The organism is Aeromicrobium senzhongii (assembly GCF_014334735.1).
Lineage (GTDB): Bacteria > Actinomycetota > Actinomycetes > Propionibacteriales > Nocardioidaceae > Aeromicrobium > Aeromicrobium senzhongii.
Genome location: NZ_CP060587.1, coordinates 1,547,651 through 1,570,360, shown reverse-complemented (window position 1 = coordinate 1,570,360; position 22,710 = coordinate 1,547,651). Strand labels below are relative to the sequence as shown.

Sequence of the window (22,710 nt, the reverse complement as noted above, 5' to 3'; positions counted from 1 at the left end):
GCTGGTGGGCCGATCAGGCGAACGCTTCGGCCGGCGGGCAGGAGCAGACCAGGTTCCGGTCGCCGTAGGCGTTGTCGATGCGTCCCACCGGCGGCCAGTACTTGTCCTGCGTCGTCCCGGCGGGGAAGACGCCCTCGGCGATCGGGTACGGGTGCGTCCAGTCCACCAGCTCGTGCGCGGCGTGGGGCGCACTCGTCAGCGGGTTGTCCCGGTCGTCGTACTCGCCCGCCGCGACCCGGTCGATCTCCGAGCGGATCGCCAGCATCGCCTCGCAGAACCGGTCGAGCTCGGCGAGGTCCTCGGACTCCGTCGGCTCGACCATGAGGGTCCCCGCCACCGGGAAGCTCATGGTCGGTGCGTGGAACCCGTAGTCGATGAGTCGCTTGGCGACGTCGTCGATCGAGAGCTTCGCGTTCTTGGTGATCTCGCGCAGGTCCAGGATGCACTCGTGGGCGACCAGGCCGTGGTCGCCGGTGTAGAGCACGGGGAACGCGTCGCCCAGTCGCGCCGCGACGTAGTTGGCCGCCAGCACGGCCACCGACGTCGCGTCGGTCAGGCCGTCGGCGCCCATCATCGCGACGTAGGCGAACGGGATCGGCAGGATGCCGGCCGATCCGTAGGGGGCCGCACTGATCGTGCCCGCGCTGCCGCGCCGGGCGGCGTCGGGGTGGAACGGGTGCTTGGGCAGGAACGGCACGAGGTGCTCCCCCACCGCGACCGGGCCCACGCCGGGGCCGCCACCGCCGTGCGGGATGCAGAACGTCTTGTGCAGGTTGAGGTGCGAGACGTCGCCGCCGAACCGGCCGGGCTGGGCATGGCCGAGCAGGGCGTTCAGGTTGGCACCGTCGACGTACACCTGCCCGCCGTGCTCGTGGACGATGTCGCACAGCTCGCCGATGCCGTGCTCGTAGACCCCGTGCGTCGAGGGGTAGGTCACCATGATCGCGGCGAGGTCGTCGGCGTGCTTCTCGCACTGGGCGCGCAGGTCGTCCAGATCGACTTCGCCGGCGTCGGTCGCCTTGACGATGACGACCCGCATCCCGGCCATGACGGCCGACGCGGCGTTGGTGCCGTGCGCCGAGCTGGGGATCAGGCACACGTCACGGGCCTGCTCGCCCCGGCTGCGGTGGTACTCGCGGATCGCGAGCAATCCGGCGAACTCGCCCTGCGAGCCGGCGTTGGGCTGCACCGAGACGGCGGCGTACCCGGTCACCGTGGCGAGCCAGGACTCGAGCGTCTCCACCAGCTCGATCATCCCGGCGGCGTCCTCGGCCGGGACGAAGGGATGCAGGTCCGCGAAGCCGGGCCAGCTGATCGGCTCCATCTCGGTCGTGGAGTTGAGCTTCATCGTGCAGCTGCCGAGCGGGATCATGCCGCGGTCGAGGGCGTAGTCACGATCGCTGAGCCGACGCAGGTAACGCAGCATCTGCGTCTCGCTCCGGTGCTCGACGAACACGGGGTGGGTCAGGATCTCGTCGTCGCGCAGCCCGTCGGCGTCGAGGGAGGTCTCCCCCTGCGCCGGGAGCTCGCCGGCGCCGAACGCGGCGAGGACGGCGTTCAGGTCGTCGATCGTCGTCGGCTCCGAGACGGCGATGCCGACCCGGTCGGCGTCGAAGCGCCACAGGTGGATCCCGGACCGGCGAGCAGCCGCCACGACCTCGTCGGCGCGCCCGGGCACGATCGCCGTGACCGTGTCGAAGAACCGGTCCGACGCCAACTCGATGCCCGCGGCGCGCAGGCCGTCGGCCAGCCGGGTGGCGTGGCCGTTGACCTGCTGGGCGATCGCCCGGAGGCCCTCGGCCCCGTGATAGACGGCGTACATGGCCGCCACCACCGCCAGCAGCACCTGCGCGGTGCAGATGTTCGAGGTGGCCTTCTCCCGGCGGATGTGCTGCTCGCGCGTCTGCAGCGCCAGGCGGTAGGCCGGTCGGCCGGCCGAGTCGACGGACACTCCGACGAGACGACCCGGCAGGTGACGCTCCAGGCCCGCGCGCACGGCCATGAAGCCGGCATGGGGCCCGCCGTAGAACATGGGGACGCCGAACCGCTGCGTCGAGCCGACGACGACGTCGGCACCGAGGCTGCCCGGCGATCGCAGCAGCACCTGCGCCAGCGGGTCCGTGACCACCACGGCGAGCGCACCGGCGGCGTGGACCTGCTCGATCACCGGGGCCAGGTCGATGACGGCGCCGTCGGCACGCTGGTAGGCGATGATGACGCCGCTGAAGTCGCCCTGCGGCAGGCCCTCACGCAGGTCTGCCTCGACCAGCGGCAGACCGACCGCCTCGGCGCGGGTGTGCAGCACGGCGAGCGTCTGCGGCAGCAGCCCGTCGTCGACGACGACCGGCAGGTCGGTGCGCTTGCGGTCGGCGCGACGCACGAGGGTCAACGCCTCCGCGGCGGCGGTCGCCTCGTCGAGCAGCGACGCGTTCGCGGTCGGCAGCCCGACCAGGTCCTCGACCATGGTCTGGAAGGCGAGCAGCGCCTCGAGGCGGCCCTGGGAGATCTCGGGCTGGTACGGCGTGTAGGCGGTGTACCAGGCCGGATCCTCCAGCACGTTGCGGCGGATGACCGCGGGCGTGGTCGTGGGGTGGTAGCCCAGACCGATCATCGAGACGCCGGGATGGTTGCGGTCGGCCAGCTCGCGCAAGCGGGCGGTGGCCTCGGTCTCGCTGGCGGCGGCGGGCAGCCCGTCCAGCGCCGAGCGGATGCCGACCGGAACGGCGGCCTGCATCAGCGCCTCGAGGCTGTCGTACCCGAGCCGCTCGAGCATCGCGGCCTGGTCGGTCGCGCGTGGACCGATGTGACGGTCGACGAAGCGGGTGGCGGGCTGGCGGTCGTGCTGCGACATGGGGTCACTCCGAGGGCTCGACGAACAGGGCCCTCCCCCTCTGTCGTCGTGCCGATGGTGTCGGCATGCCTTCAGAGTCGCCTGTGACGTGCGGTCCGGTGGCCTGAGAGGTTCCGGGGAGGAATTGCCCCTTCGGCGCCCTGAACGGGACTCTCCCGCACGTTTCAAACGGCAGTCGTCAGCCTACCCCGACCGGAGCCGGAACGGCTGACGACAGGTCAGTTGGCCTTGCGGGCGGCGCGGCGCGCGGCGAGCTCGTCGCCGGCCAGCGGCTCGGCCGCCTCGGCGCGCTCGGTGGGCAGCTCGTGCAGCGTGCCCTCGATCTCCTTCCAGACACCGCCGATGGCGATGCCGAAGACGCCCTGTCCACCCTGGAGGAGATCGATGACCTCGTTGGCGGAGCGGCACTCGTAGACGCTGGCGCCGTCGCTCATGAGCGTGACCTGGGTCAGGTCCTCGGTGCCGCGCTCGCGCAGGTGGTCGATCGCGGTGCGGATCTGCTGCAGCGAGACACCGGCGTCGAGCAGACGCTTGATGATCTTGAGCAGCAGGATGTCCTTGAAGGAGTACAGCCGTGCCGTGCCCGAGCCGGTGGCCGAGCGGACGGTGGGCTCGACCAGGCCGGTGCGGGCCCAGTAGTCGAGCTGGCGGTACGTGATGCCGGCGGCGTTGCAGGCCGTCGGCCCGCGGAATCCCGTGTCCTGGGGCATGGGCGCGAGGTCGTCGTCGAACAACAGGCCCTGGGCACTGGCCTGCGCCTGTGCCTCTGCTGCCTCGTCACGAGGATCGATCATGATCACGCCTTCCTGGCGACCGGTTGGACCGGCCTCCCACAACAAGAGAACCACACCGCTGTGGTCTTGCGTACCCTCAAGTTAGACGTGAGAGTCTCTCGACGCACGCACCGACGCGCGTGTCGGCCCGCCTATTACGTTCAACCTTCACTTGAGGGTTTCTCGAAGTCCTCCGGATCGACGTGATCGAGGAACTCGCGGAACTTCGCGATCTCCTCGTCCTCGTCGGGGGTCTGGGCGAAGCCCGCGACGTCCAGGACGTCCTCGGCGCACACGACGCGCACGCCCGTGCGCAGCGCCAGGGCGATGGAGTCCGACGGCCGGGCGTCGATGACCGCTCCCCCGGCGAACGCCAGCTCGGCGAAGAAGACGCCGTCGCGCACGTCGACGATGCGGACCTCCAGGAGCTCGTCGCCGAGCCCTTCGATGATCGACGCCATGAGCGCGTGCGTCGGCGGCCGCGGCGCCACCGTGCCCTGCTGGGCGAAGGCGATGGCCGAGGCCTCGATCGCGCCCACCCAGATCGGCAGGTACCGGGTGCCCTCCAGCTCACGCAGCAGCACCAGGGGCTGGTTCGTGGGCATCTCGACCCGGACTCCGACGATCTGCAGTTCACGCATCGGTGGCTCCGTTCAGCTGCGCAAGCCGGCGCGAACGAGCACGGTGTGCAGGCGCACGGCCAACGCGGCGAGTTCGGCCAGCTCGGCGGCGGCGCCGGACTGTTGGCGGGCAGCGGGGGGAATGACCTGGTCGAGCAGGCCGAGCTCGCGGTCGGCCGCGCTGCGGAAGCCGCGCAGGTGTCGCGGCTCGAGGCCCAGCTTGGCCAGCTCGCCCACGAGGGAGGCCACGACGAGGTCGTCGGTGTCGTAGTACCGCTGCTGCGGGCGTCGGCGGATCAGCTCGAACTGCTCGATCTCGTCGAGCGTCGCGGCGTCGATGCCGGCGGCGTCGAGGAGCTCGTCGCGGGTCATGCGGGTGGATCCGGCGCCCTCGGTGATCGACTGCGCCGTCGGGGTGCCGTCGGCCGCGAGCGTCACCTGGGGCACGCGCAACGTGGCGCGCAGCTCGGTGTCGGGGACCTCGCCGGAGTCCATCTGGTCCAGGACCTGACGGATGTGGCTCAGCGGCCAGTAGCGGTCCTTCTGCATCCGCAGCACGAACCGCAGCCGCTCGACGTCACCGTAGGTGAACTTGCGGTAGCCCGAGGGCGTGCGCCGCGGCTCGACCAGACCCTGCTCGTCGTAGTAACGGATCCGGCTCTGGGAGATGTCCGGGAACTCCTCGGAGAGCTCGGCGATGACCTGGCCGATGCCGAGCAGTTGCTCGCGCGCGGCCTCGTTGCCGCTCACTGACCACCTTCGGAGACGACGGTGCCCGGGAAGTAGATGAGGCGGTACTTGCCCAACTGGACCTCGTCGCCGCCGGCCAGCGGGATGTCGCCGTCGATGCGGTCGCGGTTGACGTAGGTGCCGTTGAGGCTGCCCAGGTCGGTGACGACGTAGCCGCCGCCACGACGCGAGAAGGTCGCGTGCCGGCGCGAGACGCTGATGTCGTCGAGGAAGATGTCGCTGGAGGGATGACGTCCCGCCGAGACCACGTCCTGGTCGAGCAGGAAGCGTGAGCCGGCGTCCGGTCCGCGCTGGACGAGCAGCATCGCGTTGCCGACCGGGAGGTTCTCGACGGCGAACACGTCGCCCGCCGACATCTCCTCGGTGTCGGCGTCGATGACCGGGATGAAGTTCGTGTCGTCGAAACCGTCCGGCGTCGTCACCGCGATCAACTCCGTCTCAAGTACAACTTGAGGCTTTCGCTCAAGTCGGGGTTCAAGGTTCGTTCGCCCCCAACCTAACACCCGCCCATGGGCAGGGTCAGGCGCTCACCACAGCCGAGTACGCCTCGGCCGTGAGCAGTCCGTCGGTCGGGTCCTCGCCGCTGGTACGGACCTTGATCAGCCAGCCCTCGCCGTAGGGGTCGGAGTTGATGACCTCGGGCGTGGCCTCGAGGGCGTCGTTGCGGGCGATGACCTCGCCGGAGACGGGCGTGAAGACGTCGGAGACCGACTTCGTGGACTCGAGCTCGCCGACCACGGTGCCCGACTCGAGGGACTCGCCCTCGGCGGGCAGATCGACGTACACGATGTCGCCGAGCTGGTCCTGGGCGAAGTCGGTGATGCCGATGATGGCGACATCGCCCTCCAGGCGTACCCACTCGTGCTCTGCGCTGTAGAACAGGTCCTCAGGGATCACGCTGGCTCCTCCATCGTCACGCGTCAGTCGTTCGCGGGTCGAGCGTACTGGGGCTCGGGGTCATCGGCCACGGCGGTGATCCGGATCCGGCGACGCTCCTCGACGCCGACCTCTCCCCCGCGTCCCTCGACGCGGTCGGCCAGGCCGCCGCGGAAGGTCACCGCGTCGGCGAGGGTGTCGGGGTCGCCGATCACCTCCATGACGTACGGCGGCTTCAACAGGCGTCCGCTGACCCGCACGCCGGCGTCGTCGTCGAGGAACCAGGTCTGGGCGACCACGCGGGCGACCCCGTTCAGCGAGATCACCTCGGCGCCGGCGTCGCGCATCTCCTGCACGGCGTCCAGCAGCACCGACGCCGTCACCGCCCCGGGAGGCGCGGTGATCGTGATCTCGATGCCGGGGCCCTCGGCGCCGACCGTGCCGGAGAGGATCGCCAGGGCGTTGGCGCGCAGGACCGCGGCCTCGCGCGCCTCAGCGGTGCTCTTGGTCGAGTCGCGCAGGTCGTCGCGGGACGCCTCGAGGGTCTCGATCTGCTGGGTGAGCCGTGCGTTCGTGGCGTCGAGCGACTTCAACAGCTCGGCCAGCTCGATACCGCGCACGCCGCTGAAGTCGTCGGTCTCGTCGCCCTCGCGCCACTGCACCGTCACGGTGAAGGCGAGCAGGCCGATCAACAGACCGACGATCCAACTCGACCGACGGCGCAGGGCGGTACGCAACGAGAACGTCTCAGGCATGGAAGATCAACCTGCGGATCGCGGCGGCGTTGGCGAAGATGCGGATGCCCAGGACGACGATGACACCGGTCGACAGCTGCGAGCCCACGCCGAGCTGGTCGCCGACGAAGACCATCACCGCGGCGATGGCGACGTTCGAGACGAACGAGATCACGAAGACCCGGTCGTCGAAGCGGCCTTCCAGGAACGCCCGCGCGGCCCCGAGCACGGCGTCCAACGCGGCGATGATCGCGATCGGCACGTAGGGCTGCAGGCTCGTGGGGACGGTCGGCTGCAGGATCAGGCCGATCGTGACGCCGACGACCAGACCGATGACCGGGATCACGACTCGCTCCTCCTGAGTGGTTCGGCCGAGACGGACAACCGCGCTTCGGGAGCGGCGTCCAGCTCGACGTCGTCTGATCCTTGCACGTCGTACCCGATGCCATCGGCCTCGGCCCGCGCGGCGAGATACCGACCTGACGGGCCCTCCTCCCACCGGCTGCGGAGCACGTCCTCGTCACCGATCGCCTCGACGACGATCGGCTCGGTCACGGACCGGTAGTTCACCGTGATGGCCTCCCCCGCCGAACGGATCGCGGAGGTGGCGGTCAGCCGGTGCCCTCCGACCGAGACGGCCTCGGCGCCCGCGAGCCACAGTCCGTTGACGACCAACTGCAGGTCGGTGTCGGTGAGTCGCCCACCCGGGCGGTCCTCGTTCGCCGAGGACTCGACCGTGAGGACGACACCCGGTCCCTCGACGGCGACGGAACCGGCGGCGACCCGCAGCCCGGCGGTTCCCGGGCCGTCGACGACGGACTCGGCCTGCAGGTCGGCGATCTGCTGTTGGAGACCCACGACCGTCTCCTGCTTGCTCTTGACGAGATCCTCACGCACGCGGATGTTCTCGATCAGCGCGTTCCGCTCGGCCTCGGTCGCCGGCCGGTCGATGCGCGTCTGGACCGCGGCGACCGTGACCAGCAGACCGAAGACGCCCGCCATCACCGCGGTGAGCACCTTGGCGACGGGTCGCGGCGGGGTGTCGTGGGCGACGTAGTAGTCGTCGTCGAGAGCCGTGGCGGCCAACCGCTCGAGGATGGACTCGGCCTCCTCGACCGACGAGCCGGAGACGGACTGGCGACTCACGGCGTCCGCGGGGTCGAGGCCAGCAGGCGGCGCACCTGCACGGCGTACAGGATTCCGGCCCACCAGTACAGCGCCACGCCCCAGATGGTGAACGCCCAGCCGAAGACCCGGGCCAGGTTGGCCACCGCTCCGTCCCCGTCGCCCAGCAGCAGCAGCGGGAAGGCGTACAACAGGCCGGCGGTGGCCGCCTTGCCCAGGAAGTGCACGGGCAGGGCACTGAAGCCGCGGGTGCGCAGGAACGGCACGAGGGAGAACAGCACGACGTCCCGCAGGGGCAGGATCACCGCGAGCCACCACGGGATGATGTCGCGCAGACCGAGACCGACGACGACGGCGAGGATGTAGAGCCGGTCGGCGACCGGATCCAGGAGAGCGCCCAGCCGCGTGGTGCGACCCGTGGCGCGGGCGATCTTGCCGTCGAGGTAGTCGGTGATCCCCGAGACCACGAGCACGCCGATCGCGAGCAGGTCTGCCTCGGGCACCAGCACGAGCCACAGGAAGACCGGGACCAGGACGATCCGGACGGCACTGAGCAGGTTGGGGATCGTGAACAGCTCGTCCTTCAGCGACGGCTGGGGCTCCCTCTCCTCGGCGGCGGGTGCGGCCGGCTTCGAGGCCGCGGGGGCGGCAGGACGGCGGGGCTCGGCGATCGGAGCAGGCGCGGCCTGAGAGACCACGACGTCCTCGGAGGGCGTCGTGGCCTCGACGTCGTCCGAGCCTTCGACCCGGCGGATCCGCTTGCCTGCCACGGGAACAGCCTACTGCCGGGTGTCCCGCGATCCGGCCCGACCTTGCCCGAGGGAATTCAACTGACAGACTGAGACTTGACCCTGAAGACGATCACCTACGACGACCAGGAGGACCAGTGGCCGATTACACGCTGCCGGAACTGCCCTATGACTATGGGGCATTGGATCCCCACATCTCGGGCAAGATCATGGAGCTTCACCACACCAAGCACCACCAGAACTACGTCAACGGCCTGAACACCGCCCTCGAGAAGCTCGAAGAGGCGCGTTCGGTCCAGGAGTTCGACACGATCAACCTGCTCGAGAAGAACCTCGCGTTCAACCTCGGCGGTCACATCAACCACTCGATCTTCTGGAAGAACCTCTCGCCGGACGGCGGCGACAAGCCGACCGGCGAGCTGGCGGCCGCCATCGAGGACAACTTCGGTTCGTTCGACGCGTACCGCGCGCAGTTCGAGCAGGTCGCCCTCGGCATCCAGGGCTCGGGCTGGGCCATCACCGCGTGGGACACGCTCGGTCAGCGGCTGGTCATCGTCCAGCTCTACGACCAGCAGTCGAACATCCCCGCGACGCTCATCCCGATCTCCCAGCTCGACATGTGGGAGCACGCCTTCTACCTCGACTACCTCAACGTCAAGGGCGAGTACGTCAAGGCGTTCTGGAACATCGCGAACTGGGCCGACGCGCAGGAGCGCTTCACCGCCGCCACCAGCGGCGGACAGATCCTGTTCTGAGATCCGTCCTCGCCCTCGGGCGAGACAGACACGACTGCCCGGTCACCTCACGGTGACCGGGCAGTGGCGTCTCACCGGCTCTCAACGGGGTGCGGGACTGTCGTCCTCCAGCCGTGCCAGGTACGCGTTGTACTTCGCCAGAGCGGCGTCCTCGTCGCGGTCGGCCGCCCGGTCGCTCCGCGTGGCCTCGCGCGCGTCCGACCGGAACCACTGGATGAAGATCGCGCCGATGACCAGCAGCAGCGGGACCTCGCCCATCGCCCAGGCGATGCCGCCGCCGAGGTACTGGTCCTGCGCCAGGTCCGTGGCGTACGGACGGTCCAGCGCCTGGTAGTAGGACTCCGCGATGATGACGCTCGACGACATCAGCGCCACCGAGAAGAAGGCGTGGAACGGCACGGACAGCATCAGCACGCCGAACCGGGCCAGCGGGCTGAGCCGCTTCGGTGACGGGTCGATGCCGATGATCACGTAGTAGAAGAGGAATCCCGAGATCAGGAAGTGCAGCTCCATGAACGCGTGCCCGGAGTGGGTGCGCATCATCGACTCGAACAAGCCGCTGTAGTAGACCGCGTACAGCGTGCCGAGGAAGATCACGGCGGCGACGATCGGGTTCGTGTAGAACTTCGACACCGGCGAGTGCAGTGCGTCGCGCAGCAGCGATCGCGGCGAGTGCTCGCCCGGCCGGCGCGGACCCGGCAGGGTGCGCAGCGCCAGGGTCATCGGAGCCCCGAGCACCAGGAAGATGGGCGCGATCATCGACAGCATCATGTGCGACACCATGTGCAGGCTGAACGTGACGCTGGAGTAGGCGCCCAGTCCCCCGAACGTCGCCCAGCCGACGATCGCCAGGCCGAAGAACCAGCTGATCGTCCGGCCGACGGGCCAGCGGTCGTGGCGGCGGCGCATCATGACCAGGCCGGTGATGTACAGCGCCGTTCCCAGGGCGACCACGGCCAGGCCGATGCCGTCGGGATAGAAGCCGACCAGCACCCGGCCCACGGTCGGCTCGGGCGGCAGCTCGCGGCCCAGCAGCAGCTCGGCGGGGCTGGTCAGGACGTCCTCGCCCACGGGCGTGGCCGTACGACCGAGCACGACCGCGACCGCCATCGTGAGCGTCATGAGGACGGCCTCGGAGACCGCGAATCGGGTGAACCCGGCCGACTGGAGTCGCAGGCGGCGGCGCTGGGCGACGCCGAAGGCGCCCAGCCCGACCAGCGCGAGCGCCTTGACGATCACGAGCGCTCCGTACGTGGAGTCGATCCCCCCGAACGAGCCGAGGTTGACGCCGGCGCTGATGATGCCGGAGATCGCGACGATGGCGAAGCACCAGGCCGCGAGCGTCGAGTAGCGCGCCACGGCGTCGTCGAGCCGGCGGCTGCGCCGCAGGGCGACCCACGCGAGCGCGATCAGCCCGCCGACCCAGACGACGACGCCGACCAGGTGCAGGACCAGGCTCGTCGTGGCGAGCATGTGGGAGCCGGCCGACGCCGAGTGGCCGGTCAGGCCGACGGCCGCGACACCGACCACCGCGACGGGCACGCAGATCGCCAGCTGGCGCACCGAGAAGGTCCAGTGGGACCACAGGGCGACGACGAGGGCGGCGATCGCCTGGACGAGCAGTCCTCGGCCGGTGGCGAAGACGGACGCGAAGTCGACGAGCTGTCCCAGGCCCACGTCGCTCAGCGGACGCGCATAGAGGTCGGCGACGTTGGCCCAGTAGAACAGCGCCACGGCCGCGAACCAGCCCCACGCGGCACGCGAGGCGATCCGCACCGCCTGGACGGCCAGGCCCTCGAGACGGTCCCCCGAGGGCAGCAGCACGACCGCGACCAGCAGGAAGCCGACCGTGACCGTGGCGAGCAGGTGGGACAGGAAGCGGCCGATCGGCAACGCCCACGCGACGAAGACCCCCGGATCGGGCAGGCCCGCCGGCGGCGGCTCGGGCGTCGCACCGGTGCCCACGACGAGTCCGACGACGGCGATGAGGCCCACGCCGACCAGTCCGGCCAGACCCAGGCCGGCGACGCCGGGCCGGGCCGTGCGCTCAGGAACGCTCATGGCCCGACGTGCGGGAACGACCCCGCACCAGCAGGAGCACGGCAACACCGAGGGCGACCGCGGCCACGAGGACGCCCAGCAGCAGCGGCGAGGTCCAGACGGATCCGTCGTCCGTGTCAGAATCGCCGGCATCGGAGCGTGCACCGGCCGTCGGCTCGTCGGCGCCGACGGCATCGGCGTCGCCGACCGCGAACTCGATCGTGCCGGTCACGGGATGCCCATCTGCCGAGACCACGCGATAGTTGACCTCATAGTTGCCGTCGGCCGCATCGGCCGGCGGGGTCACGACGACACGCGGGCCGTCGACATCGATCTCGGCGGTCAGCGCCGTCCCGTCGACCAGCAGGCTGGCCTCGGACGGCTGACGCAGCGACTCGGTGAAGGTGAGGACGATCCGCTCGGGAGCCTGTTCCAGCCGCGCCCCCTGAGCGGGGTCGGACGAGACCAGGGAGGTGTGCGCTTGGGCAGGCATCGACCACCCGACCAGTACGGCAGTGACGAGGAGAACAAGACGAGTCAGACGCACCACTCCAGCGTATCCGGCGCCTGTTCGCAGGCCGCGTGGCCCATCGGCACCATGGCCGATGGCTTAACAGGAGTGACTTGTGGGCATTGGGTGAGCGGTCGGTGGGGCGGCATGGTTCACTCGCGGTTGGAGGTGTCGCACTGATGCGTAGGACTCGGGTCTTCGCTGGGGTGTCGGTCCTGGTCGCCACGCTGGCGTTCCCGACCGCCGCCCATGGGGCCGACCCCACCACGCCTCCGGTCAGCGGCGTCCCCACCGCCAGTTCGTCCTCCCCCACGGCGTCCTCCCCCACGGCGTCCTCCCCCAGCGTGGACGTGCCGGACCCGCTGGCCATCGCGCCCAGCGCCATCACCGAGCTCACGACGCTGGCGCTGCGCTACGAGGCCAACCTCAGCGTGGCCGAGGAGCGGCGCCGGGAGGCAGCCGAGCGCAAGCGTGACGCCGACCGCCAGCGCCGGATCGCCCGTGCGTACGTGGACCAGGTCGTCGAGTACGCGATGTCGCCCAGCGGCGATCCGTTCGCCCAGAAGCTCACCGCGCTCGCGGCCGCGGAGGAGCCCGAGGACCTCATCACCGGCATGTTCAGCAGTGAGCAGGTCACCGACGCCCAGGAGGGACACCTCAGCGACGCCAAGCGCGCCTTCGACGCCGCGCAGGAGCTTCAGGCCCGGGCCGACCGCGCCACCCGCGCAGCCGAGAAGGCCGAGGAGACGGCGGCTCGCCAGCTGAAGCAGATCGGCGAGCTCGCCGAGCAGCTCGGTCTGGGCGCGTCGTCGACCCCCGAGGGACTCCCCCAGACCCGCACCGAACAGGACTCGTGGAACGCCGCGGCGGCCACGTCCTGGACGCGCTACCGCAAGCAGCTGGCACGACTGGGCGTCAAGGCGCCCGGTGCCCGCCGCCTGAAGGCCACCGGCGGCGTCGGCAAGGCCACGGTCGGGTCGCGGACGGTCGAGGTCCTCCCGGTGCAGACGATCCGCCTGCTCGACGCCGTGGTGGAGCGCATCGGCGACGACTACGCCGCCGAGAACACCCGCGGCGCCTGGAGCTGCGGTGGCCTCGTGCAGGTCAAGGGCTCGTACGACCTCACGGGCACCCCCGCGCAGATCTACGCCCGAACGGTCAAGGTCGATCCGGCCAAGCCCCGACGTGGCGACCTCGTCTTCACCGCGAACCGTGAGTCGGGCGTCCACCACGTGGGCGTCTACATCGGCGACGGCAAGATGATCGACGCACCCGGCACCCGTGCCCAGGTGGGCGTCTCGCTGGTGCCGGCCAAGCCGTTCGCCGTCACGCGTCCGGCTCTCGGCAAGGCGAACAACGTGCTGCCCCGCGGCACGGCCAAGGCGCCGACCACCGTCTGCAACGCGACCAAGCCCATCGCCGCCACGCGACAGGGATGGACGTTCCCGCTCAAGCAGGGCAGCTACTCGATCTCGGCCGGCTTCGGCATGGGCGGCGGCATGTGGCAGTCGACCCACACCGGGCAGGACCTCGCGGCGCCCATGGGCACCCCGATCTACGCCTCCCGCGGCGGCGTCGTCAGCCTGCAGGAGATCGGCTGGGCCGGGACCCTCATCACCATCTCGCACCCCGACGGCACCGCCGAGCGCTACGCCCATTCCTCCAAGGTCCTCGTGCAGGACGGCCAGACCGTGAACTCCGGCGACGAGATCGCCCTGGTCGGGTCGCGCGGCAACTCCACCGGCCCCCACCTGCACTTCGAGATCATGGTCGCCGGTCGCTTCATCGATCCCATGCCGGTGCTGGTGCAGTACCTGACCAACAAGGGCGCCGGCACGGGCTGGGGCGGCTACAGCAACGGTCAGGTCCCCCGCGGCGTCCTGTGCGCCACCGGCGACACGTTGCTGCGCTGCGACGTGGCCAAGCGGGCCAAGCAGCTGTCGGTCGCCTTCAACCGCAAGTTCGGCGCGCCGTTGGAGTTCACCGCCGGCTACCGCGACATCGTGGGCCAGATCCAACGCAGCCCCGAGGGCACCCTGGTCGACATCCCGGGCACGTCGCCGTTCGGCTGGGGCACGCGCTTCACGGTCGGCTCGCTCTCGAAGGCCCAGCAGGCGTGGGTCGAGACCCGCGCCCGAGGGCTGGGCCTGAAGCCCGAGGGCGACCTGAGCTGGTCCCTGCCCACCGCCTGACGCCCCCTGCGGGTTTTCGGCGGGAACCCTGCGGGTGCTGGCGGGGATCTGCTGGCGTGCCGGGGTGCGTCCCGGTTCGATGGGTGTCAGGACCACGAGGACAGGACGCTCATGACAGCCCAGCCCGCTACCGGCCACCGGGCCGACGTCAGCACCGGCGCACTGTGGCTGGCGCTCGTCGTGGTGTACATCGCCTGGGGGTCGACCTACCTGGGGATCCGAGTCGTCGTCGAGGACATGCCGCCGCTGATCTCGGCTGGTGCCCGCTTCCTCACCGCCGCCGTGCTGATGGGGACGCTCCTGGCCGCCCGGTCGGGTCCACGGTCCCTGCGGGTCCGGCCCGGTGAGCTGCGTGGAGCAGCAGTCGTCGGGATCCTCCTGCTCGCCGGGGGCAACGGCGGCGTGGTGCTCGGCGAGCGCACGGTCCCCTCCGGACTGGCCGCACTGCTCGTCGCGATGGTCCCGCTCTGGCTGATCCTGCTCCGCTTCGCCAGTGGGGCCCGTCCGCGGCTGCTGACCTGGGCCGGAGTCCTCCTCGGATTCGTGGGGCTGGGGGTGCTCGTGCTCCCCGGCGGCGGCGCCGGCGGCACGGCGACCGGCATCCTGCTCATCGTCGGTGCGTCGTTGAGCTGGTCGGTCGGCTCGTTCATGTCGCAGCAGATGGCGATGCCGACGAACCCGTTCGTCGCGACGGTCTGGGAGATGCTGGCCGCCGCGATCGTGCTCCTGGTCCTCGGGACGGCGCGGGGTGAGCGGCCGAGCGACTTCGGCGACGCCTCGACGTCCTCCTGGATCGCGCTGGGGTACCTCGTGGTGTTCGGGTCGATCGTGGGCTACTCGGCGTACGTGTGGCTCTTGCAGAACGCACCGCTGTCGCTGGTGTCGACCTACGCCTACGTGAACCCCGTCGTCGCGGTGTTCCTCGGCGCTCTCATCCTCGCCGAGCCGATCACCACCGCGATCCTCACCGGTGGCGCGATCGTCGTGGTGGGCGTCGCCCTGGTGGTCCGGGCCGAGCGGCCCGCCCGTCGATGAGGCCCGGCGCCGGCTCCCCGGACACGACGAAGGGGCCCACCGCTCGCGCGGTGAGCCCCTTCGTTCGGTGCGTCAGGCCTGGTCGAGGTCCTGGGCGACGCGGCGGTGCGCCTCCCAGATCCGCTCGGGCAGGTTGTCGAACGCCTTGAGGTGCGCCTCGCGCAGGTCGATCTCCTGCTTCCAGCGCTCGACGTCGATCGCCAGCAGCTGCTCGAGCACGGCGTCGTCGATCTCGAGGCCGTCGAGGTTCAGCTCGTCCTTGGTGGGGACGACGCCCACGGGGGTCTTCGTGCCGGTGACACGACCCTCGCGGTAGTCCATCATCCACAGCAGGGCGCGCAGGTTCTCGCTGTAGCCCGGCCACAGGTAGCCACCGTCGGCGTCGCGCTGGAACCAGTTCACGTGCGCGAACAGCGGCTTGTCCTCGACCTGGTCGAGGATGTCGAGCCAGTGCTGGGCGTAGCGGCCCTCGGGCAGCGCCAGGAACGGACGCATCGACATCGGGTCGTAGCGCAGCTGGCCGGCGACACCCTCGGCCGCGGCCGTGGCCTCGGCGCCCAGCGTCAGACCGTCGTAGACGCCCTCGGCCGGATCCTCGATCGCGCGGATCAGCGGCTCGCGGTCACGCGTGCGGCCGCCGTAGATGATGCCGTCGATCGGGACGCCCGCCGGGTCGTTGTAGTCGGGCGACTCGTTCGGGACGTTCGACATCGTCGACGTGAAGCGGCAGTTCGGGTGGGCCCACACGTGGTCCTTGGAACGCTGCTCCTCGACGGGACGCTCCGAGATCAGGTGGCCCTTCCAGTCGCGCCAGCCCTCGACGTCCTCGGGGTAGTCGGGCGTCTTGCCCTCCCACCAGGTCTCGTGCGTGTTCACGTTGTACGCCGTGTTGGTGAAGATGGCGCCGGTGCCGGCCTCGACCGCCGCGAGGGCGTTCGGGTTGGTGATCGCGTTGGTGTCGATCGCCACGCCGAACACACCGAACTCGGGGTTCATGCCGTAGAGCTTGCCGTCGTCGCCGACCCACAGCCACGCGATGTCGTCGCCGAAGAACTCGACGTAGTAGCGGTCGCCCAGAGCCTCCGGCGCGACCATCATGGCGAGGTTGGTCTTGCCCGAAGCGCTCGGGAAGCCACCGGCGATGTGGTACTTCTTGCCGGTCTCCTTGTCCTGGATCGCGATGAGCATGTACTGCTCGGCGAGGAACTTGCGCGACGCCCAGCCGTCCCAGTTCGCCTGGCGCAGGCCGTGGGCGATCTTGCCCAGCAGCGCGTTTCCGCCGTAGGACGAGCCGAAGTGCAAGATGGTGCGCTCGTCGGCGACGGTCACGAAGTAGCGCTTGTCGTCGGGCGTGCCCTGACCGAGGTTCTCGAGGTCACCGGTGACATGGACCGCGCGCACGAAGCTCTCGGGATCCTTGAGGTCCTCGAACAGGTCGACACCCACGCGGGCCATGCGGATCATCTGCAGCACGACGTTGCGGTTGTCCGTCAGCTCGACGCCGGCGGCGTACGCCTCCAGCGGCGAGCCGGGAGCGGCCATCAGGTAGGGGATGACGTACATCGTCTTGCCCTGCGAGGCACCCGTCATGTTGCCGATGACGACCGGCTTGATCTCGTCGGCGTGGCGCCAGTTGTTGTAGACGCCCTTGTCCTCGGGGTTGCTGGTGGCCACGATGGTCCGCTCCTCGGAGCGGGCCGTGTCCTTCCAGTAGCTCTGCGAGTAGTAGAGACCCTCGCCGGCCGGCTCGAGCTCGCCGGCGTCGAGCGCCTCTTGCAGCAGCCGAGCGTCGTCGCTGGCGCTGACGACCTCGATGCGATCGGGCTGGGTGACTCCCGCCCAGTGCTTCACGAACTCATGGACGTGAGGGTTGTTCAACCCCGCGTCATCCAGGACCTTGTCCACGTCGACCATCGGTCTGCCTGTTCCTCTCCTGGACCAGCCCGCCGGCTGGTCCGGTCACGTCGATGTTCCGTCGCGTGCCGACGGAAGTTCCCGACGGCACGATCCCGGAGATTACCGCGACCTTACCGCGCCGAAGGGGCCACGCTCCGTGCGCCCCTGTGGGATATGCCACAGCCTAAGACGGTCACAGGCGTGTGACGCTGCGCTCACAGTCGCGTGACGACACGGTCGCGATCGAAGCGCCGGACCGCGAGGTGGAAGACGATCAGATCACCGATCGCCGCCACGACTCCGACCACCACGACGACCCCGCGGTCGAACGCCATCGCGCCGGACGCCTGGGACATGATCAGCACGATGACCGGCAGGACGAGCAGACCCGCGACGGCCTGCGCGCCCTGCAACGTCGACGCACGGTGCGAGATCAGCACGATGCAGCCGATGGCGAAGAACGAGACCAACGGCGCGATGATGCCCACGAGGGCGAGCCAGGTGACGTTGGGGAACGCCCACCCGTCCTGCCAGGGGCGGGCGAACACCGCGACGACCACCGCGTAGATCGCGGTGGACAGCCACGTGACCAGGACGGCGGGCACCCACGAGACGAGGATCTTGCCGACGACGAGCTCGCGGTCGGTCAGGGGCGTGAACAGCAGCCCTTCGAGCGTGTCGCGCTCCTTCTCGCCCACGAACGCGGCCGTCGCGAGCACCGTCGCGACCACCACCGGGATCATCAGGAAGATCGGCGCCATGAAGTACTCGACCATCGCGCGGGTGGGATCGGCGGCGATGGCCGACGGCAGGCTCTCGAGGTAGGAGTTGATGAAGTCCAGTCGTGCGAGCGCCTCGGGACGGCTCGTCGCCGCGATCATGGTCGTCGGCAGCAGCACGGCGAAGACGATCGGCAGCATGATGACCGGCGCCAGGGTCTGGCGATTGCGGCTCAGCTCGATCCAGTCCTTGACGATCAGCGCACGCACGCGGCCGGCATTCACTGCTGCTCCCCCGCCAGCATGCGGAAGTACAGGTCGTGCAGCGACGGATCGGCACTCTCGGGTTCCTCCACCGCGTGCCCGGACGCACGCAGATCGGCGACGACGCTGTCGGCGAGGGCGCGATCACCCACGCGAATGACGTACTCGCGGGTGGGCCAGTGCCTGGCGAGCAGGTCGTCGACCTGCCCGGCCGCGACCACGCGACCTCGATCGAGCATGACGACGTCGTCGCACAGCGACTCCAGCCCGTGCAACTGGTGGGTGCACAGCACGATGGTGGTGCCGCCCTCGGCGCGCAGCTTGGCCAGGTGGTCGAGCACGTCGAGTGCCGATGCGGGGTCGAGCCCCGCCGTCGGCTCGTCCAGGAAGATCAGCTCGGGCTCGGCGAGCAGCGCACGACCGATCTTGGCCTTCTGGCGCAGCCCCTTGCTCAGGGAGCCGACCGGCGTGTCGCGACGATCGGCCAGGCCCAGGATCTCGAGCACTTCGGTCAGGCGGCGCTCGGTCGTCCGGCGGGGCAGGCCGTGCAGGTCGCCCCACGTGCGCAGGTTCTCGGCGACGGTCAGCCGGTGGTAGAGGTTCGCCTCGGTCTGCACACCGACCCGGGCGCGCAGCAGCGGAGCCGTGCGCGGCGTGACGCGCTCGCCGAACAGGTCGACCGTCCCGGACGTGGGCCGCAGGAGTCCGGTGAGCATGCGGACGGTGGTGGACTTGCCGGCGCCGTTCGGTCCGAGCACGCCGAGCACGCGGCCCCGCTCGACCGTCAGGTCCAGGGCGGCCACGGCGACGCGACCCTCGAACACGCGGGTCAGACCGGCCGCGCGCACCACCGGTCCGCCCGTCATGGCTCCATCATGGCGGTCGGCCGCAGCGACGTCGACGGTTTGCAGCGATCGACCGGGGGCGGCTTCGGCGCGCGGCGATCGACGCCGCCGAGCAGGTAGACGCGGTAGTCGCACAAGGTGGCGACCTGCCGGTACCGGCGATCCACCAGCGCCTGCGTGCCGGCGGCGTCCATGCCCCAGCCCTCCAGGTGCCGACGGACCACCAGCCACGTGGGCGCCTTCGGCCCCGCGACGAGCGCGGCGAACGATGCCAGTCGCGGGTCGTCCGTGCGCACCGGCAGGCTCCACAGGTGCTCATAGGGCGAGTCGAGGCCCGTCGCGTAGACCAGGTCGGCCCGGCCCCAGGCGTTGACCACCGAGTCACCGGGCTCGGCGGCGTCCGCGATCGCGCGCCCGACCGCCGCCGGAGCGTCGACGGCGCCGATGGCCGGCAGCAGGAAGTACGCCCCGACCACCGCGGCCACGGCCGCGTAACCGACGACCAGCGGGACCACGACCCGCGTGCGCGCGGCGATGACTCCGGCACCGACCGCCGCCGGCACCGCCAGCTCGACGAGGTAGTGGTTCCACCAGCTCCCGCTGCCGATCACCGAGAGGCAGCCGAATGCCGCCATCGCCGCCAGGGCCCAGTGCACGGGTGAGCGGAATCGGCGCGCCACGGGCATCACCAGGACGATCAGGACCAGGAGCACCTGTCCACCGAGTACGGCGCGCCGCAGCACTTCGTCCCGGCGCCCGTCCCGCGCACCCTCGGGGTCGGCGCCCATCACCTCCGCGGCCCGCAGCCGGAACGCGAAGAGCGCGTCGAACAGCTCGCCCGGGGTGGTTCCGCGGGTCCACGCCGCGAGCACCACGACGGCGGTGAGCGCGAGGGCGCCGAGCAGGGCCGAGGCCGCCAGTCGCAGCGCGGCGGCAGGCTGCAGCCGACCCGTCATCAGGCAACCGGCCAGCAGCACCACCGCGAAGACCGCGGCGTCGCCGTGGTTCTGCTTCGTCAGGACGGCGCCGGCGACCGCCGCACCCGTCGCGAGTCCCCACCGTGCCGTCGGGGTCTCGACCGCGCGGATGGCCGCGTACACCCCCACCGCCAGCCACGGAGCGGCGAGCAGCTCGCCGTTCACCCGGTCGGCGCCGACCCACGGACTGACGGTCAGGACGGCCGCCGCGACGGCCGCCCACCGAGCGGCACGGCCGCCGCCGATCCGTCCCGCGGCGGCGGAGCAGGCGACGATCGTGACGACGACGGGGATCAGACCCAGGACCCGCAGCGCCACCACTCCCCCGGTGTGCGCCGCCAGCCAGGCCCAGGCGAGCAGGATCGGCGGGCGGTCGATCCAGTGGTCGCCGTAGAGCGACGTTCCGGGGCCCCACTGCCCGCCCACGATCAGCAGACCGGCCTCGTCGGGGCTCGGCAGGACGCCCAGGAACGGCAGGCGCAGGGCGATCGCCACCGCGACGGCGAGCAGTACGGTTCTCGTCGTGCCCATGGTCCCCCGACCGATTCTCAGTCCTCGATCCACACGGCGGGATCGCCGTCGAACAATCGCCCGTCGGCGCGGCCCAGCGCGGTGAGTCGGGCCACCGACGCCGGGTCCAGCTCGATCTCGACGGCCGCCAGGTTCTGGCGCTGCCGCTTGGCGGTCGACGCCTTCGGCAGCGGAAGCGTGCCCACCGCGGCGTGCCACGCCAGCACCGCCTCGGCCGGTGTCACGCCGTGCTGGTGCGCCACCTCCGTCACGACCGGGTTCGTCAGCAGATCACTCTTGCGCCCGAGCGGGCTCCACGCCTGGGTGACGATGCCCCGGGCGCGGTGGTCGGCGAGCGCCCCGACCTGCGGGAAGTACGGGTGGACCTCGATCTGGTTGACCGCAGGCAGGACCCCGGTCTCGGCCTCGAGCCGGTCGAGGTGCTCGGGCAGGAAGTTGCAGACGCCGATCTCGCGGACGAGCCCGCGGCGCCGGGCGTCGATCAGGGCCTGCCACGCCTCGACGTAGAGCCCGTGCGACGGGTTCGGCCAGTGGATCAGGTGCAGGTCGAGGTGGTCGAGACCGGTCCGCAGCAGGCTCTCCTCGATCGAGGTGATCGCCTGCTCGTACCCGTGGTGGCGTCCCGGCAGCTTCGAGGTCACGACGATCTCGTCGCGAGGCACGTTCGACGTGCGGACCGCCGCGCCGACGGCGCCCTCGTTCTCGTAGTTCATCGCCGAGTCGAGCACCCGGTAGCCGACGTCCAGCGCCGAACGGATCGTCTCGACACCGGCGAGGCCGTTGAGCTTGTAGGTGCCGAAGCCGACGGCGGGCAGGTCGAGAGTCACGCCTCGACTCTAGGGGCCGCGGCCGTGGCGTGGCGCTCAGTGACCGCCGTCGAGCCGGCCGGCCAGGCGCTCGTGCCGGGTGCGACTGGCCTCGTTGAGCCCTTCGATGGTCACCGTCTTGCCCTTGGCGGCGTACTTCGTCTCGATGGCGTCCAGGGCGGCGACGCTCGAGGCGTCCCAGACGTGCGAGTCCGACAGGTCGATCACGACGTGACGCGGGTCGCCGGCGTAGTCGAACTGGTAGACCAGATCGTTGCTCGAGGCGAAGAAGAGCTCTCCGACGACCTTGTAGACGCGGGTGTCCTCGTCGGGATGGGCCACGTCGATCACCTGGGTGAAGTGCGCGACGCGCCGCGCGAACATGACGGAGGCCACGACGACGCCGGTCACGACGCCGATCGCGAGATTCTCGGTGGCGACGACCACCGCGACGGTCGTGAGCATCACGAGGGTCTCGCTGCGGGGCATGCGCCGCAGCGTGGACGGCCGGACGCTGTGCCAGTCGAAGGTGCCGACCGACACCATGATCATGACGGCGACCAGGGCGGCCATCGGGATCGTCGCGACGACGTCGCCGAAGCCGACGACCAGGATCAGCAGTAAGACGCCCGCGAGGAAGGTCGAGATCCGCGTCCGGGCTCCCGAGACCTTCACGTTGATCATCGTCTGGCCGATCATCGCGCAGCCGCCCATGCCGCCGAAGAGGCCGGTGACGACATTGGCCACGCCCTGGCCCCATGCCTCACGGGTCTTGTCCGAGTGGGTGTCGGTGACGTCGTCGACCAGCTTGGCCGTCATCAGCGACTCCATGAGCCCCACGAGGGCCATCGCCAGCGCGTACGGCGCGATGATCCTCAAGGTCTCGAAGGTCAGGGGAACATCGGGCGTGAAGAGCGCCGGCAGGCTGCTGGGCAGCTCGCCCTCGTCACCCACGTCCGGGACGTTGAGCGCGGCGACCACGGTGATCGACGTCAGGATCACGATCGCCACCAGCGGTGCGGGCACCACGTTCGTGATCCGGGGCAGGAGCACGATCACCAGCAGGCCGAAGGCGGTCATCGGGTAGACCAGCCACGGCACGTCGATCAGGTGCGGGAGCTGCGCCAGCAGGACGAGGATCGCCAGGGAGTTGACGAAGCCCACCATCACCGAGCGCGGGATGAAGCGCATCAGCTTGGCGACGCCGCCGATCGCCAGCACGATCTGGAAGAGCCCGCCGAGCAGCACCGTGGCGATCAGGTGGTCGAAGCCGTGGTCGCGCATGACCGGGGCCACGACCAGTGCAACGGCTCCGGTGGCCGCCGAGATCATGGCGGGCCGGCCGCCGAGGATCGCGACGGTGACCGCCATGGTGAACGAGGCGAACAGACCCACCTGGGGATCGACGCCCGCGATGATCGAGAAGGAGATCGCCTCGGGGATCAGCGCCAGCGCGACGACGAGTCCGGCCAGGACCTCGGTGCGCAGGATCCTCGGGGACTTCAGCGCCGCGCGGACCGAGTGGACCTGGTCGGACTCGGGGACGTGGGCGGGCGCGGGCAGGGACATGCGGTTCCGTTCGGGGGGGCGGCGATCGTGGGGGCGACCTGCGATTCTAACCCGGCGTCCGCGGGGGCGCTCATGTCATGCGGGCCCCTGTC

The 22,710-nt window shown here is 70.5% G+C and carries 21 protein-coding genes and 1 riboswitch; of the genes, 3 read left to right on the top strand and 18 right to left on the bottom strand.

Features of this window, described 5'->3' with window-relative positions:
* Positions 1 to 13: 13 nt before the first annotated feature.
* The 10 genes from gcvP to clsA form a co-directional block, all read right to left on the bottom strand.
* A complete protein-coding gene (gene gcvP, locus H9L21_RS07845; RefSeq protein ID WP_154594992.1) occupies positions 14 to 2,851 on the bottom strand; it encodes an aminomethyl-transferring glycine dehydrogenase in 2,838 nt (945 codons plus the stop codon).
* A gap of 81 nt (positions 2,852 to 2,932) precedes the next feature.
* Positions 2,933 to 3,019, bottom strand: a riboswitch (glycine riboswitch).
* A 50-nt stretch (positions 3,020 to 3,069) separates the two neighbouring features.
* Positions 3,070 to 3,645, bottom strand: coding sequence for a MerR family transcriptional regulator (locus H9L21_RS07840; RefSeq protein ID WP_154594993.1), 576 nt, complete (start codon positions 3,643 to 3,645; stop codon positions 3,070 to 3,072).
* 140 nt (positions 3,646 to 3,785) lie between these two features.
* A complete protein-coding gene (locus H9L21_RS07835) occupies positions 3,786 to 4,265 on the bottom strand; it encodes a bifunctional nuclease family protein (RefSeq protein ID WP_154594994.1) in 480 nt (159 codons plus the stop codon).
* Positions 4,266 to 4,277: 12 nt separating this feature from the next.
* Positions 4,278 to 4,994, bottom strand: a complete 717-nt coding sequence (gene ftsR / locus H9L21_RS07830) for a transcriptional regulator FtsR (protein ID WP_187411923.1) — start codon at positions 4,992 to 4,994, stop codon at positions 4,278 to 4,280.
* Positions 4,991 to 5,416: an FHA domain-containing protein gene (locus tag H9L21_RS07825; protein WP_308209230.1), complete on the bottom strand. Its 426-nt coding sequence runs from the start codon at positions 5,414 to 5,416 to the stop codon at positions 4,991 to 4,993. Before H9L21_RS07825 ends, ftsR begins: the two co-directional genes overlap by 4 nt.
* A gap of 97 nt (positions 5,417 to 5,513) precedes the next feature.
* Positions 5,514 to 5,891: a glycine cleavage system protein GcvH gene (gene gcvH, locus H9L21_RS07820; RefSeq protein WP_187411922.1), complete on the bottom strand. Its 378-nt coding sequence runs from the start codon at positions 5,889 to 5,891 to the stop codon at positions 5,514 to 5,516.
* Between the two features lie 23 nt (positions 5,892 to 5,914).
* Entirely contained in the window at positions 5,915 to 6,625 is a 711-nt protein-coding gene (locus H9L21_RS07815; RefSeq protein ID WP_154594996.1) for a DUF881 domain-containing protein, read from the bottom strand.
* Positions 6,618 to 6,950 (bottom strand): small basic family protein, encoded by a 333-nt coding sequence (locus tag H9L21_RS07810; RefSeq protein WP_187411921.1) that lies wholly within the window; start codon positions 6,948 to 6,950, stop codon positions 6,618 to 6,620. The genes H9L21_RS07815 and H9L21_RS07810 overlap by 8 nt, the downstream gene beginning before the upstream one ends.
* Positions 6,947 to 7,750, bottom strand: coding sequence for a DUF881 domain-containing protein (locus tag H9L21_RS07805; RefSeq protein ID WP_154594997.1), 804 nt, complete (start codon positions 7,748 to 7,750; stop codon positions 6,947 to 6,949). Before H9L21_RS07805 ends, H9L21_RS07810 begins: the two co-directional genes overlap by 4 nt.
* The gene (clsA, locus tag H9L21_RS07800) at positions 7,747 to 8,316 is read right to left on the bottom strand and encodes a cardiolipin synthase ClsA (RefSeq protein WP_154596173.1); all 570 of its coding nucleotides are present in this window, start codon (positions 8,314 to 8,316) and stop codon (positions 7,747 to 7,749) included. Before clsA ends, H9L21_RS07805 begins: the two co-directional genes overlap by 4 nt.
* A 299-nt stretch (positions 8,317 to 8,615) precedes the next feature.
* On the opposite strand from clsA, the gene H9L21_RS07795 reads away from it, so the two are divergent.
* Positions 8,616 to 9,233, top strand: a complete 618-nt coding sequence (locus tag H9L21_RS07795) for a superoxide dismutase (protein WP_187411920.1) — start codon at positions 8,616 to 8,618, stop codon at positions 9,231 to 9,233.
* 81 nt (positions 9,234 to 9,314) lie between these two features.
* Here H9L21_RS07795 and H9L21_RS07790 read toward each other — a convergent pair whose 3' ends face one another.
* Entirely contained in the window at positions 9,315 to 11,294 is a 1,980-nt protein-coding gene (locus tag H9L21_RS07790; protein WP_187411919.1) for a bifunctional copper resistance protein CopD/cytochrome c oxidase assembly protein, read from the bottom strand.
* Positions 11,281 to 11,766 carry a copper resistance CopC family protein gene (locus tag H9L21_RS07785; RefSeq protein WP_154594999.1) on the bottom strand — a complete coding sequence of 162 codons (486 nt, stop codon included), beginning with the start codon at positions 11,764 to 11,766 and terminating at the stop codon, positions 11,281 to 11,283. The genes H9L21_RS07790 and H9L21_RS07785 overlap by 14 nt, the downstream gene beginning before the upstream one ends.
* Before the next feature lie 197 nt (positions 11,767 to 11,963).
* Here H9L21_RS07785 and H9L21_RS07780 point away from each other — a divergent pair, with 197 nt between their 5' ends.
* Together H9L21_RS07780 and H9L21_RS07775 are read left to right on the top strand one after the other, a co-directional pair.
* Entirely contained in the window at positions 11,964 to 13,976 is a 2,013-nt protein-coding gene (locus H9L21_RS07780; protein ID WP_154595000.1) for a peptidoglycan DD-metalloendopeptidase family protein, read from the top strand.
* Between the two features lie 111 nt (positions 13,977 to 14,087).
* Positions 14,088 to 15,011 carry an EamA family transporter gene (locus tag H9L21_RS07775; protein ID WP_154595001.1) on the top strand — a complete coding sequence of 308 codons (924 nt, stop codon included), beginning with the start codon at positions 14,088 to 14,090 and terminating at the stop codon, positions 15,009 to 15,011.
* Positions 15,012 to 15,083: 72 nt separating this feature from the next.
* Here the strand turns inward: H9L21_RS07775 and H9L21_RS07770 are convergent, their stop codons facing one another.
* The 6 genes from H9L21_RS07770 to H9L21_RS07745 all read right to left on the bottom strand — a co-directional run bounded on the left by H9L21_RS07770 (position 15,084) and on the right by H9L21_RS07745 (position 22,618).
* The gene (locus H9L21_RS07770; protein WP_154595002.1) at positions 15,084 to 16,925 is read right to left on the bottom strand and encodes a phosphoenolpyruvate carboxykinase (GTP); all 1,842 of its coding nucleotides are present in this window, start codon (positions 16,923 to 16,925) and stop codon (positions 15,084 to 15,086) included.
* A 197-nt stretch (positions 16,926 to 17,122) separates the two neighbouring features.
* The gene (locus tag H9L21_RS07765) at positions 17,123 to 17,911 is read right to left on the bottom strand and encodes an ABC transporter permease subunit (RefSeq protein ID WP_154595003.1); all 789 of its coding nucleotides are present in this window, start codon (positions 17,909 to 17,911) and stop codon (positions 17,123 to 17,125) included.
* The gene (locus tag H9L21_RS07760) at positions 17,908 to 18,756 is read right to left on the bottom strand and encodes an ABC transporter ATP-binding protein (protein ID WP_154595004.1); all 849 of its coding nucleotides are present in this window, start codon (positions 18,754 to 18,756) and stop codon (positions 17,908 to 17,910) included. Before H9L21_RS07760 ends, H9L21_RS07765 begins: the two co-directional genes overlap by 4 nt.
* Complete coding sequence (locus H9L21_RS07755) at positions 18,753 to 20,243, bottom strand: hypothetical protein (RefSeq protein ID WP_154595005.1); 1,491 nt, start codon at positions 20,241 to 20,243, stop codon at positions 18,753 to 18,755. Before H9L21_RS07755 ends, H9L21_RS07760 begins: the two co-directional genes overlap by 4 nt.
* Before the next feature lie 17 nt (positions 20,244 to 20,260).
* Entirely contained in the window at positions 20,261 to 21,070 is an 810-nt protein-coding gene (locus H9L21_RS07750) for an aldo/keto reductase (protein ID WP_187411918.1), read from the bottom strand.
* A 36-nt stretch (positions 21,071 to 21,106) separates the two neighbouring features.
* Positions 21,107 to 22,618: a SulP family inorganic anion transporter gene (locus tag H9L21_RS07745; RefSeq protein WP_154595006.1), complete on the bottom strand. Its 1,512-nt coding sequence runs from the start codon at positions 22,616 to 22,618 to the stop codon at positions 21,107 to 21,109.
* Between the last annotated feature and the right edge of the window lie 92 nt (positions 22,619 to 22,710).